The sequence below is a fragment of the Mesorhizobium sp. M7A.F.Ca.US.007.01.2.1 genome (assembly GCF_003998165.1).
In the GTDB taxonomy this organism is placed as follows: domain Bacteria; phylum Pseudomonadota; class Alphaproteobacteria; order Rhizobiales; family Rhizobiaceae; genus Mesorhizobium; species Mesorhizobium ciceri.
Map to the genome: position 1 here is coordinate 15,004 of NZ_RZQP01000016.1, position 11,569 is coordinate 26,572.

The window sequence follows — 11,569 nt, forward strand, 5'->3', positions numbered from 1 at the left end:
CAGGCAGTTCCCAAAAGCATGAGCCTCGTCAAGAAATTCGCAACGGTCGCTTCCGGCACGCTGATGAGCCGCGCGCTCGGTTTCGGCCGCGAGATGCTGATGGCCGCCGCACTCGGCACCGGACCGGTCGCCGATGCCTTCAACGCCGCCTTCCAGTTTCCCAACACCTTTCGCCGGCTGTTTGCCGAGGGCGCCTTCAACGCCGCCTTCGTGCCGCTGTTCGCCAAGGAGATCGAGACCCACGGCACCGAAGGCGCCAAGCGCTTTTCCGAGGAAGTGTTCGGCGTGCTGTTCACGGCGCTGCTGGCGCTGACCATCATCATGGAATTGTCGATGCCGCTGATCGTGCGCTATCTGGTGGCGCCGGGTTTTGCCGGCACGCCGGGGAAGTTCGACACCACGGTGACGCTGGCGACGATCATGTTCCCCTATCTGATCTGCATGTCGTTGGGCGCGATGATGGCGGGCATGCTGAATTCGCTGCGCCGCTATTTCGCCGCCGCCGTGGCGCCGGTGTTCCTCAACATCATCCTGATCGGCGTGCTCGCCTATGCCTGGTACAAGGGCTCGGATGCCCTCACAGTCGGCTACGGGCTGTCCTGGGGCGTGCTTGCCGCCGGACTGGTGCAGCTGGCGATCGTCTGGGTGGCAGTGCGCCATGCCGGCATCTCGATCGGCTTTCGCCGTCCCAGAATGACGCCCGCGGTCAAGCGGCTGCTGATCCTGGCGCTGCCGGCGGCCATCACCGGCGGCATCACACAGATCAACCAGCTGATCGGCACGGCGATCGCCTCGGCGCAGAACAGCGCGGTGTCCTCGCTCGCCTATGCCGACCGCATCTACCAGTTGCCGCTCGGCGTGGTCGGTGTCGCGGTCGCCATCGTGCTGTTGCCCGAACTGTCGCGCGCGCTGAAGTCGGGCAATCTGATCGAGGCGGCCAATCTGCAAAACCGCTCGGTCGAGTTCACACTGTTCCTGACGCTGCCGGCAGCCGCCGCACTCTGGGTGATGTCGGAGCCGATCGTACGGCTGGTCTATGAGCGCGGCGCGTTCGCCGCCAACGGCTCGACGCCAACGGTGGCGGCGATCCTGGCGATCTTCGGCCTCGGCCTCCCGGCCTTCGTGCTGATCAAGGCATTCACGCCGGGCTATTTCGCCCGAGAGGACACGCGTACTCCGATGATCTTTGCCGCCATCTCGGTGGCGGTGAACGTCACCACGGCGCTGACGCTGTTTCCACGGATGGGCGCGCCCGGCATCGCGGTGGCCTCGGCCGTCGCCGGCTGGGTCAACGCGGTGATGCTGCTCGGCGTCCTGATCCGGCGCGGCCACTGGGGCCGCGACGTGCCGCTGATGAAGCGCATTCCACGTCTGGTGCTGTCGGCTATCGTGATGGGGGCAGCGCTCTATTTTGCCGAGCATTGGTTCGCCGTCAGGCTCGGGCCCGGCTCGCCGCTGGTGGTCAAGGCGACGACGCTGCTGTCGCTGGTCGCGGGTGGGGCGCTGCTGTACTTCATCACGGCGTTTGCCACCGGCGGCGCCGATTTCGGCATGATCCGTCGCAACGTCAAGCGGGGATCTGGCAAGTCGGCGCCACCGATCGCAAAGACCGACCTGGACGAGTAGCGCCCGACACGCTCGCAGCGCCGTCTTGATCGCAGCGCCGTCTTCGTCCATAAGCGCGCCGTCGCAAGACTTTCGCCGCGCGCGGTTTCCAGCCGCGTGATTGGCTCCGAAAAGTCTGCAACTTTTCGGAATCACGCTTATACGGCCCTCCACAAGCCATGAGGACAATCATGACCGCCTTCAAGCCACTCGTCTTTTCCGGTGTCCAGCCGACCGGCAATCTGCATCTCGGCAATTATCTCGGCGCCATCAAGAAATTCGTTGCCCTGCAGGACACCTCCGATTGCATCTATTGCGTCGTCGACCTGCATTCGCTGACAGCCCAACTCGTTTATGAAGACCTGGCCGACCAGACGCGGTCGATCACTGCGGCGTTCCTGGCCTCCGGCATCGATCCGAAGAAGCACATCGTCTTCAACCAGTCACGGGTCATGCAGCACGCCGAGCTTGCCTGGATCTTCAATTGCGTGGCGCGCATCGGCTGGATGAACCGCATGACGCAGTTCAAGGACAAGGCCGGCAAGGACCGCGAGAATGCCTCGCTCGGCCTGCTCGCCTATCCCTCGCTGATGGCTGCCGACATCCTGCTCTACCGTGCCACCCACGTCCCTGTCGGTGAGGACCAGAAACAACATCTGGAGCTCACCCGCGACATCGCGCAGAAATTCAACAACGACTTCTCCGACCGTATCGCAGCGCTCGGCGTCGGCGTCGAGATGCAGGTCGGCGAAGAGACCGTGAACGGCTATTTCCCGCTGACCGAGCCGGTCATCGGCGGGCCGGCGGCGCGCATCATGTCGCTGCGCGACGGCTCCAAGAAGATGTCCAAATCGGACCCGTCTGATCTGTCGCGCATCAACCTGACCGACGACGCCGATGACATCTCGAAGAAGATCCGCAAGGCCAAGACCGATCCGGAAGCGTTGCCGAGCGAGCTGGATGGCCTGGCCGGCCGGCCCGAGGCAGAAAACCTGGTCGGCATCTATGCGGGTCTCGCCGAGATGTCGAAGGCGGATGTGCTCAAGCAATTCGCCGGCCAGCAGTTTTCCGTGTTCAAGCCGGCCTTGGCCGATCTTGCTGTGGAAAAACTGGCGCCGATCGCCAGCGAGATGCGCCGCATTTCGGATGACCGCGCCTATGTCGACGCGGTGCTCAAGGACGGCGGCGAGCGCGCCGGCGTGCTGGCCGAAGCGACGATGAAGACGGTGCGCGACATTATCGGCCTGCTGCAGGGCTGATCGCGACATCGGGTGCACTGGCACAAGGCCGGCGGCTTGCCGCCGGTCCGCCGCAGTGGCAGATTGCGCCGCAAGACACCGAGTAGATAGACATGGTCTCCAAACGCCTCAGCCGCGAAGCCGGCCATCGCAGGAAATTCCTGACGATCATCGACGACACGCCGGAATGCGAGCGTGCCGTCGCCTATGCCTCGAAACGGGCGCAGAGCACCAGCGGCACGCTGGTGCTGCTCTATGTCATCGTGCCGGACGATTTCCAGCATTGGCTGGGTGTCGAGAAGATCATGCGCGAGGAAGCTAACGCCACGGCGCGCGCCGCACTCGACAGCTATGCCAACAAGGTGCGCCAGAAGCTCGGCATCGAGCCCGAGATGGTGGTCCGCGAAGGCAAGCCGACGGAAGAGATTCACAAATTGATCGAGGAAGACCAGGACATCGCCATCCTGGTGCTGGCCGCCGGTGCGGGCAAGGAAGGCCCGGGACCGCTGGTCGGCGCCGTGGCCGGCAAGGGTGCCGCCTTCCCGATCCCGGTGACTGTCGTGCCGCAGAACCTTTCGGACGAGGAAATAGACAGCCTGGCCTGAGGTGTGCTGATTTTCAGGTGATGCCGGCCTGACCTGAATCTCAACACACCTTCGGGCGCGTCCCAGGGGCGCGCAAAAAACATTCCGCCAGCCAGCCATTCCGGCGATGCGTTTCGCTTGAATGTCCAGCCAATTGAGCCTATTTAGAATTGTTCCAAACTAGATGCCCAACCGGGCACGGAGACGGCCATGTTCATCCAGACCGAATCGACGCCAAACCCGGCGACGCTGAAATTCCTGCCCGGCAAGGAAGTGCTTGTGGAAGGCACCGCCGATTTCCGCGATGCCGACAGCGCCGCCGTCGCCTCGCCGCTGGCCGGCCGGCTGTTCGAAATTCCTGGCGTCACCGGCGTTTTCTTCGGCTATGACTTCATCACCGTGACCAAGGATGGCCCCGACTGGCAGCATTTGAAGCCGGCGATCCTCGGCGCCATCATGGAGCATTTCATGTCCGGCGCGCCCGTCATGGCCAAGGCCGGCCCGGCCGCCGAGACCAGCCAGACCGGTGAGTTCTACGACAAGGCCGACGAGGAGCTGGTCATCACCATCAAGGAGCTGCTCGACACGCGGGTGCGCCCGGCGGTCGCCCAGGATGGCGGCGACATCACCTTCCGCGGCTTCGAGAATGGCACGGTGTTCCTGCACATGAAGGGTGCCTGCGCCGGCTGCCCGTCATCGACGGCGACGCTGAAGCACGGCATCCAGAACCTTCTGCGCCATTTCGTGCCGGAAGTGCAGCAGGTCGAGCAGGTCTCCTGACGCCCGTTTTGACAATTCTACCCTGCTGACCGTCTGGTCCGATTTCTTCGCTTCCGGCGCATCGGTCAGAAGGAACTCCAAAATGATCTACGAACTTCGGGTTTACCGGGCTCTGCCGGGACGCTTGCCGGCGCTTCTTGATCGCTTCGACAAGATCACGCTCAAATTATGGGAAAAGCACGGTATCCGCCAAGCGGGTTTCTTTACCACGCTGATCGGAGCTTCGAACAACGAACTGACCTACATGCTGGCATGGGAATCGCTGGCCGAACGCGAAGAGCGCTGGACGGCGTTCGTGAAGGACCCTGCCTGGACGCAGGCGCGGGAAGACTCCGAGCGTGATGGCCAGATCACCGAGACAATCATCAACCAAATTTTGGTACCCACCGCGTTCTCGGCGGTGTCCTGACCGCCGAGCAGGCGTCGCATCGCGCAAACAACAAAAAACCGGGCCGAATTGCCCGGTTTTCTGCTTGGGACGTCCGTTGTTGCCTAGACGGTCCGCGTACGAAAACTGCCTCTAGAGAACGATGACCTTGGCGCCGACCGAGGCGCGGTCATAGAGGTCGATAATGTCCTGATTCATCAGCCGGATGCAGCCAGACGACATCGCCTTGCCGATCGAATTCCATTCGGGGCTGCCATGCAGGCGATAGCCTGAATCACCGCCCTTGTTGAACAGGTACATGGCGCGCGCGCCGAGCGGGTTCTTCAGGCCCGGCTCCATGCCGCCGGCAAACTTTTCCAATTCCGGCTGGCGCTGGATCATCTGCCTCGGCGGCGTCCAGGTCGGCCATTCGCGCTTGAGCGCAATGTGGGCGGTGCCATGCCACTCGAAGCCCTCGCGGCCGACGCCGATGCCGTAGCGAATGGCCCTTCCGTCGCCCTCGATGAAATAAAGGAACTTGTTCTGCGTATCGACGATGATCGTGCCCGGCTTTTCCGGGCTATCGTAGTTCACTTCCTGCCGATGGTACTTCATCGGCACTTTCTCGATCGGGATGCGCGGCAGCTGATAACCGGCGTCGGTGACCGCGCCGTAGTCGTTGGAGAAGATCTGCGAGCCGATGGTGCTGCAACCGGCGATAGCAGTGGAGAGCGCCAGTGCGGCGATGATTGCAAACGACTTCATGCGCATCAGGTGATCCGGTGCCCCGCCCAAACTCGGCGGCACGAGTCGGCCGCTCTCTCATCATCATTCATGCTGGCATTTGCTTTGCTTGCCAAGCGCGCGATGCCTATATGCCTGCCTTGACGTACCGGTAAGCGTATCACTATGGCATTTTGGCAACAGGACTCACAGGATTGTGAAGCAAATTCAAGGGGCCTGCTCCATGGGTTCCTGGAAATCGAGGAGAACCGTCATGAATGTCGGTGACGCCGCCCACCGCTCCGGCCTGCCGGCCAAGACCATCCGTTACTATGAAGAGATCGGCCTGATCGCCCCGGCACGCGCCGCCAACGGCTACCGCGATTATTCCGGAGACGACATCCATCGGCTGGCCTTCCTGCGCCGCGCGCGCAATCTCGGCTTTTCCATCGACGATTGCCGCCAGCTGATGGCGCTTTACCAGGATCGCAGCCGCGCCAGCCAAAACGTGCGCGAAATCGCCGCCGCCCATGTCACGGCGATCGAGGAGAAAGTGCGCGAGTTGCAGTCGATGCGCTCGACGCTGCAGAAACTGATTCATGCCTGTCACGGCGACGAAAGGCCGGATTGTCCGATCCTTGATGACATGGCGGGCGCGGCATTGCCTAGCGACAAGGGCGCCTCTGCGCCTGCATAATGACCGTATGTCGACGACGCCCGAAGCCTGGTCGACTCCTGCCGGGAGGACATCCGCAATGGTCTCGATGACCGTCGAACTGCGCAATGTGGAGGACACGCGAGCCGCCATGGGCTGGGCCGGCGGCCACACGATCATCGTCGACCGGCCCGAAGGCAAGGCCGGCGGCATGGGCCTGGGCTTCAATGGCGGCCAGTTGCTTGCCCTGGCGATCGGCGGCTGCTTCTGCAACGATCTTCGCTACGTCGCCGAGGAAATGGGCGTAACGCTCGACAAGATCGCCGTGACCGTGACGCTGAACCTCGAAGGCAAGCCTTTGCTCGCGACCTCGTCAACCATGGCGGTTTCATGCACGACGCTGGACGGCTCCGACCCGGCCGAGATCATTACAAGGGCCGCGGCGATTTCCACGGTCAGCAACTCCCTGCGCCAGGGCGTGTCGGTGAGCATTGAAACGGCCGCAACGACGGCCGGCTTGTCGGAGGAATGATCCCCGGGAACAGGCGCATTGGCCGCGTGGATTGTCAGAGATCGCCAAAAAAGGCCCGCCGCCGGCACGGCAGAGCGATTGACCCAATTTTCTTCGGCATCTGGGCGCGTCAATCAGCCGCTCTATGTCTTCCCTTGTCGCAATGATCAACGATGGAGGTTGGCATGGATCGGCGATTGTTTCTGACTGGAATGCTTGGGCTGGCAGGGGCTGCGACCGTCGTCGCAATCGCGCGTCCTGCCACCGCCTTGGCCGGCATCCCGAATACGGGGCCCGGCATTCTCGACGAGCTCGACAAACCGTCCGACGATATTCTCGACCCGGATGGTCCCGGTGTCCAGGATGGCGTCGAGTTGGTGCGGCACCGCAGATGGCACCGCCGCCGTCGCCGACGCGGGTGGAGGCGGGTCTGCCGTCGCTATTGGCGCAATGGCTATTGGCGCCGCAGATGTTTCCGCAGATCCTTCTGGATCCACTTCTGACGAGACCAGCAACGCGAAGGTCCCGGCGCCCGCCGGGGCCTTCGCTATCGCTGCGGGCTTCAATCAATCGGCAAAAAAAGGCCCGCCGCCCCTCGGCAGCGGGCAGGTCCTGGAGTGCCGGGGGATCAACCCGGCATGGGATCAACGAGCGGATCACCGGTTGGTTGCAGGGATCGGCCCGGTAGCCTTCCTTTGGGTGGACCGCCACCGGGCCTGACCGGAGCGGGGTGTATTGGGGGAGCCCCGGCTGCTTCCAAAATATCACTTTTCTCTTATATTCGCTTTAGCTAATTTACATAAAGCCATGCATCACCCGCAGATGGGGTGCGCACTTCACGAAAGTGTCGAAGTGACGTCTCCCTGCTTATGCCATTCGGAATTCGCGGAACCAAAGCGGTTGCATCTGACTTTGGTTGGTGACGCGCAAAGACTTTTTCGCTGCTATCTTAAAGTTACCAAATGGAAATTGACCGGCGCAGCATATCAAGTCGATTTGCGCTGACGATCTCTCTGTTTTTCCAGGAACTGCTTGGCGTGCTCCGCCCAATCAGCCGTGGTGACTTTATGCTCCTGAACGGACTTTCTGAAAGCCTTGCGCAGAGCATCAAGGTCAAAGGCCCACAGTTGTTCACCATCAGTGCTGTTCAATTTTGTGCCGCCCGTCCCCATGAGAACGATGGTGTGCACCACAAGCTCAATCTTTCAAGGATCAATGCCTGACTTCTTTTGGGTATATCCGGGTATATCGAATATACAATCGCCTGCATAAAACAGGTTCAAACCGTGAACAGAATCTGGCATGGTGCCTGGCATGCCGATCATCTCGCCCATCCCAATCAACCCTCTCATCGACGGTCGCCAGTCCGAACGCGCCATGCTGGTGCGGCGCGGTGTGCAGCGGCTGCTCATGGATATGGGCGCGCATGTCTTGCCCGAACTGTCGCTGGCCACCGGCCGCCGTGCCGACCTCGTCGCTTTGACCCGGCAGGGCGATATCTGGATCATCGAGATCAAATCCTCGATCGAGGATTTCAGGGTCGACCGCAAATGGCCCGACTACCGGCTGCATTCCGACCGCTTCTTCTTCGCCACCCATCCCGGCGTACCCTCGGAGATCTTCCCGCACGAATGCGGCTTCATCCTTTCCGACGGCTATGGCGCCGAGATCCTGCGCGATGCGCCCGAGCACCGCATGGCAGCGGCAACGCGCAAGGCGCTGATGCTGCGGATCGCGCGGGCCGGCGCTTCGCGGCTGCTGGCGGCGGAGCTTGCCGGCGTGTCGGTGCCGGCGCTGGAGGGTGAGAGCGAGTAGCGGCGTCCTTCAGTCTATGGCCGGCTCTCCTCTTCGCCGTCCTCCACGCCACCCCTAGCGGACGCCATGAGCAGCACGGCAGCGCCCAGGATGGCGGCGATGAAGGAGCCGGCGAGGATGCCGACCTTGACCGCGTCCTGCAGCGCCACGTCGCCGGCGAAGGCGAGCAGGCCGATGAACAGGCTCATGGTGAAGCCGATGCCGCACAGCAGCGATATGCCGATCATGTGCGTCCAGCCGGCATTGGCGGGTAGGTCGGCAAGACCGAGCCTGATGGCAAGTGCCGAGGAGCCGAACACGCCGACCAGCTTGCCGACCACCAGGCCGGCGGCGACACCCAGCGTCAACGGCTCGATCAGCGCGCCAAAGCTCAGGCCGGCGAGCGAAACGCCGGCATTGGCAAAGCCGAAGATCGGGATGACGACGAAAGCCACAATCTTGTGCAGGCCGTGCTCGAGCCGGTGCAGCGGCGAACGGTCCAGATCGTGACCGATCCCGGCGGAGCGCTCAAGCGGGATGGTCAGCGCCAGCGCCACGCCGGCAAGCGTTGCATGGACGCCAGATTTCAGCACCAGAACCCACAGGACGACGCCCAGAACGAGATAGGGCACAAGCGTCATCACCCGCATGCGGTTGAGCACGACAAGCGCGGCAATGATTGCGAAGGCGGCACCCAGATAAGCCAGCGACAAGCCGCTGGTGTAGAAGATGGCGATGATGATGACGGCACCGAGGTCGTCGATGATGGCCAATGCTGTGAGGAACACCTTCAGCGAAGCCGGCACGCGGCTGCCGAGCAGCGACAGCACGCCGAGCGCAAAAGCTATGTCGGTGGCGGTCGGGATCGCCCAGCCGGACAGGGCGGCCGCATTGTTGCGGTTGACGGCGACATAGACGAGTGCCGGAACCAGCATGCCGCCGGCGGCGGCGATGCCGGGCAGCACGCGCCGAGGCCAGGTGGAGAGCTGGCCGTCCAGCATCTCGCGCTTGATCTCCAGCCCGACGAGCAGGAAGAACACCGCCATCAGCCCGTCATTGACCCAGTGCGAGACGCTGAGCGGGCCGAGATAGGCGTGGAGCACGGAGAAATAGGTTTCGGCGAGCGGCGAGTTGGCGACGATCAACGCAAGTGCCGCCGCCGCCATCAGGATGATGCCGCCGGCCGCTTCGCTATCGAGAAATTCGCGGAAGACGGAAATCGGCCGCTGCTTCAGATCCTGCATGTCGCCTCCGTCATGCCGCCTGTTTCGGCGGGTTTCAATCGGCAAGATGGCAAACGGTGGCCTTAACGCGGCGCGCGCTTTGCCAGTATGCGCTGCAAGGTGCGACGGTGCATGTTGAGCCGGCGCGCTGTCTCGGAGACGTTGCGCTCGCACATCTCATAGACGCGCTGGATATGCTCCCATCGGACGCGGTCGGCCGACATCGGGTTTTCCGGCGGCGCCGCGCGCTCGCCGGCGGTGCGGGTGAGTGCGGCGAAGATATCATCGGCGTCGGCGGGCTTGGAGAGATAATCGACCGCACCGAGCTTCACCGCGGTCACCGCGGTGGCGATGTTGCCATAGCCGGTCAGGATGATGGTGCGGGAATCCTCGCGCTTTTCGCGGATGGCCGCGACCACGTCGAGGCCGTTGCCGTCGCCGAGCCGCATGTCGACCACGGCGTAGGCGGGCGGATTGGCGCGCGCCTTGGCAACCGCCTCCTCGACGCTCTCGGCCGTCTCGACCACGAAGCCCCTGGCTTCCATGGCGCGGGCCAGACGCGTGAGGAACGGCTTGTCGTCATCGACGACAAGCAGCGAGGTGTCCTCGCCTTCAACCATTGCGCCAATATTCTCGTCGCCTGTCATAGTCTCAAAATTCCTGCTGCCTTAATTTTACGCAAATATAGTTCCTGAGCCTCCTTGTCCAATTTTTAGAGGTCCTTCAAGGCTCTCAGGCAGTGTCGAACATGCTGGCCGAAGTGATTTCCGGATTGAGGAACACACCACGCGGCCACGATATCTGGACCATGGCGCCCTCGCCCAGGCCACCCGAATTGCGGAAATCGAGCACGGCACCAGAGCGTTCGAGCAGGGTCTTGGCGATGAACAGGCCGAGGCCCAGACCACCGCCGGTTTCATTGCCCTGGCGCGTCGACATATAGGGCTCGCCGATGCGGTCGATGATCTCGGCCGGAAAACCGGGGCCGTCATCGACGATCGAGAAGGTGACGGTGGCCTCGTCCCAGCTCCAGCGCACGGTGACGCTTTTGCGGGCGAAATCGACCGCGTTCTCGACCAGGTTGCCGAGGCCGTAGATGACGCCCGGATTGCGCTGCCCGACCGGCTCGGGGCCGATGCGTTCGCCGGGCCGAAGCTTGATCGAGATGCCGAAGTCCCGGTGCGGCGCGGTGACCTCCTCGACCAGCGATGTCAATGGCAGCCGCGAAAGATGCGCCTCACCCTCCGAGGACAGGCTGGTCAGCCGCTTGAGAATCTCGCGGCAACGCTCGCTCTGCGAACGCAACAGCGTCACGTCTTCCCCATATTTCGGATCCTTGCCGAGCGCCTTTTCCATCTCCTTGGCGACAAGCGCGATGGTGGCGAGCGGCGTGCCGAGCTCGTGCGCGGCCGCGGCGGCCAGCCCGTCGAGCGCCGAAAGGTGTTGCTCGCGCTGCAGCACCAGCTCTGTTGCGGCGAGCGCATTGGCCAGAAGCCGGGCTTCGGCTGCCACCCGAAAAGCATATATGGCGGTGAAGGCGATCGAGGACAGCACCGCCATCCACATGCCGGCGACATAGAGAAAAGGCATGGCCAGCGGCGCATCCTCATGCCAGGGCAGCGGCAGATGGACAAAGACCAGAAAGGTCGCCGCCGACATGACCAGCCCGCCGAGGATGGCAGTCAGGCGCAGGGGCAGCGATGTCGCCGAAATGACGACAGGCACGGTCATCAGCAGCGAGAACGGATTGGTGAGGCCGCCGGTCATGTAGAGCAGGCCGGCAAGCTGCAGGCTGTCGAAGATGAGGATGCCGAAGGCCGCAAGCGGCGTGAGCCGGTGTGCCGCCGGAAAGCGAAAGGCGAGAAACAGGTTCATCCAGGCCGAACAGGCGATCAGGGCAAAGCAGAGGCTGACCGGCAGCGGAAACTTCAGCCCATAGGCGACGACGAGCACCGCCAGGCTCTGACCGACAATGGCAAGCCATCGCAACCGGATTAGCGTGTTGAGGCGCAGTCTCTGGCTCTGCTGGAAATCGGGCGAACGCAAAACGTTGATCATGGCCATGAATTACAGCCGCGAAGCTCCAAAG

General features: G+C 62.8%; 13 protein-coding genes. 9 read left to right on the forward strand and 4 right to left on the reverse strand.

Annotation, left to right across the window (positions count from 1 at the left end):
* Positions 1-18: 18 nt before the first annotated feature.
* From murJ to EN949_RS05180, 5 genes are all read left to right on the forward strand, one after another.
* A complete protein-coding gene (murJ, locus tag EN949_RS05160) occupies positions 19-1,626 on the forward strand; it encodes a murein biosynthesis integral membrane protein MurJ (protein ID WP_013528061.1) in 1,608 nt (535 codons plus the stop codon).
* 170 nt (positions 1,627-1,796) lie between these two features.
* Positions 1,797-2,864 (forward strand): tryptophan--tRNA ligase, encoded by a 1,068-nt coding sequence (trpS, locus tag EN949_RS05165; RefSeq protein WP_013528062.1) that lies wholly within the window; start codon positions 1,797-1,799, stop codon positions 2,862-2,864.
* Between the two features lie 92 nt (positions 2,865-2,956).
* Complete coding sequence (locus tag EN949_RS05170; RefSeq protein WP_013528063.1) at positions 2,957-3,448, forward strand: universal stress protein; 492 nt, start codon at positions 2,957-2,959, stop codon at positions 3,446-3,448.
* Between the two features lie 189 nt (positions 3,449-3,637).
* On the forward strand, positions 3,638-4,207 hold the full coding sequence (locus EN949_RS05175) for a NifU family protein (protein WP_013528064.1): 570 nt from the start codon (positions 3,638-3,640) through the stop codon (positions 4,205-4,207).
* Between the two features lie 82 nt (positions 4,208-4,289).
* Positions 4,290-4,616: an NIPSNAP family protein gene (locus EN949_RS05180; RefSeq protein ID WP_013528065.1), complete on the forward strand. Its 327-nt coding sequence runs from the start codon at positions 4,290-4,292 to the stop codon at positions 4,614-4,616.
* A 111-nt stretch (positions 4,617-4,727) separates the two neighbouring features.
* On the opposite strand, the gene EN949_RS05185 is transcribed toward EN949_RS05180, so the two are convergent.
* On the reverse strand, positions 4,728-5,345 hold the full coding sequence (locus EN949_RS05185) for a L,D-transpeptidase (protein WP_013528066.1): 618 nt from the start codon (positions 5,343-5,345) through the stop codon (positions 4,728-4,730).
* Between the two features lie 226 nt (positions 5,346-5,571).
* On the opposite strand from EN949_RS05185, the gene cueR reads away from it, so the two are divergent.
* From cueR to EN949_RS05210, 4 genes are all read left to right on the forward strand, one after another.
* Positions 5,572-5,994 (forward strand): Cu(I)-responsive transcriptional regulator, encoded by a 423-nt coding sequence (gene cueR / locus EN949_RS05190; RefSeq protein WP_024501803.1) that lies wholly within the window; start codon positions 5,572-5,574, stop codon positions 5,992-5,994.
* Between the two features lie 58 nt (positions 5,995-6,052).
* Positions 6,053-6,484: an OsmC family protein gene (locus EN949_RS05195; protein ID WP_013528068.1), complete on the forward strand. Its 432-nt coding sequence runs from the start codon at positions 6,053-6,055 to the stop codon at positions 6,482-6,484.
* 941 nt (positions 6,485-7,425) lie between these two features.
* Complete coding sequence (locus tag EN949_RS05205; RefSeq protein WP_127219059.1) at positions 7,426-7,686, forward strand: hypothetical protein; 261 nt, start codon at positions 7,426-7,428, stop codon at positions 7,684-7,686.
* A gap of 91 nt (positions 7,687-7,777) precedes the next feature.
* Positions 7,778-8,278, forward strand: coding sequence for an MmcB family DNA repair protein (locus EN949_RS05210; protein ID WP_050596417.1), 501 nt, complete (start codon positions 7,778-7,780; stop codon positions 8,276-8,278).
* 14 nt (positions 8,279-8,292) lie between these two features.
* On the opposite strand, the gene nhaA is transcribed toward EN949_RS05210, so the two are convergent.
* From nhaA to EN949_RS05225, 3 genes are all read right to left on the reverse strand, one after another.
* The gene (gene nhaA / locus EN949_RS05215) at positions 8,293-9,501 is read right to left on the reverse strand and encodes a Na+/H+ antiporter NhaA (protein WP_063169902.1); all 1,209 of its coding nucleotides are present in this window, start codon (positions 9,499-9,501) and stop codon (positions 8,293-8,295) included.
* Between the two features lie 62 nt (positions 9,502-9,563).
* Positions 9,564-10,127 carry an ActR/PrrA/RegA family redox response regulator transcription factor gene (locus EN949_RS05220; protein WP_013528072.1) on the reverse strand — a complete coding sequence of 188 codons (564 nt, stop codon included), beginning with the start codon at positions 10,125-10,127 and terminating at the stop codon, positions 9,564-9,566.
* A gap of 85 nt (positions 10,128-10,212) precedes the next feature.
* Entirely contained in the window at positions 10,213-11,544 is a 1,332-nt protein-coding gene (locus EN949_RS05225) for an ActS/PrrB/RegB family redox-sensitive histidine kinase (protein WP_063169901.1), read from the reverse strand.
* Between the last annotated feature and the right edge of the window lie 25 nt (positions 11,545-11,569).

Bases quoted from the DNA above. Each gene is read 5' to 3' on its own strand.
- murJ (WP_013528061.1), top strand. From the start codon at position 19: ATGAGCCTCGTCAAGAAATTCGCAACGGTCGCTTCCGGCACGCTGATG.
- trpS (WP_013528062.1), top strand. From the start codon at position 1,797: ATGACCGCCTTCAAGCCACTCGTCTTTTCCGGTGTCCAGCCGACCGGC.
- EN949_RS05170 (WP_013528063.1), top strand. From the start codon at position 2,957: ATGGTCTCCAAACGCCTCAGCCGCGAAGCCGGCCATCGCAGGAAATTC.
- EN949_RS05175 (WP_013528064.1), top strand. From the start codon at position 3,638: ATGTTCATCCAGACCGAATCGACGCCAAACCCGGCGACGCTGAAATTC.
- EN949_RS05180 (WP_013528065.1), top strand. From the start codon at position 4,290: ATGATCTACGAACTTCGGGTTTACCGGGCTCTGCCGGGACGCTTGCCG.
- EN949_RS05185 (WP_013528066.1), bottom strand. From the start codon at position 5,345: ATGCGCATGAAGTCGTTTGCAATCATCGCCGCACTGGCGCTCTCCACT.
- cueR (WP_024501803.1), top strand. From the start codon at position 5,572: ATGAATGTCGGTGACGCCGCCCACCGCTCCGGCCTGCCGGCCAAGACC.
- EN949_RS05195 (WP_013528068.1), top strand. From the start codon at position 6,053: ATGGTCTCGATGACCGTCGAACTGCGCAATGTGGAGGACACGCGAGCC.
- EN949_RS05205 (WP_127219059.1), top strand. From the start codon at position 7,426: ATGGAAATTGACCGGCGCAGCATATCAAGTCGATTTGCGCTGACGATC.
- EN949_RS05210 (WP_050596417.1), top strand. From the start codon at position 7,778: ATGCCGATCATCTCGCCCATCCCAATCAACCCTCTCATCGACGGTCGC.
- nhaA (WP_063169902.1), bottom strand. From the start codon at position 9,501: ATGCAGGATCTGAAGCAGCGGCCGATTTCCGTCTTCCGCGAATTTCTC.
- EN949_RS05220 (WP_013528072.1), bottom strand. From the start codon at position 10,127: ATGACAGGCGACGAGAATATTGGCGCAATGGTTGAAGGCGAGGACACC.
- EN949_RS05225 (WP_063169901.1), bottom strand. From the start codon at position 11,544: ATGGCCATGATCAACGTTTTGCGTTCGCCCGATTTCCAGCAGAGCCAG.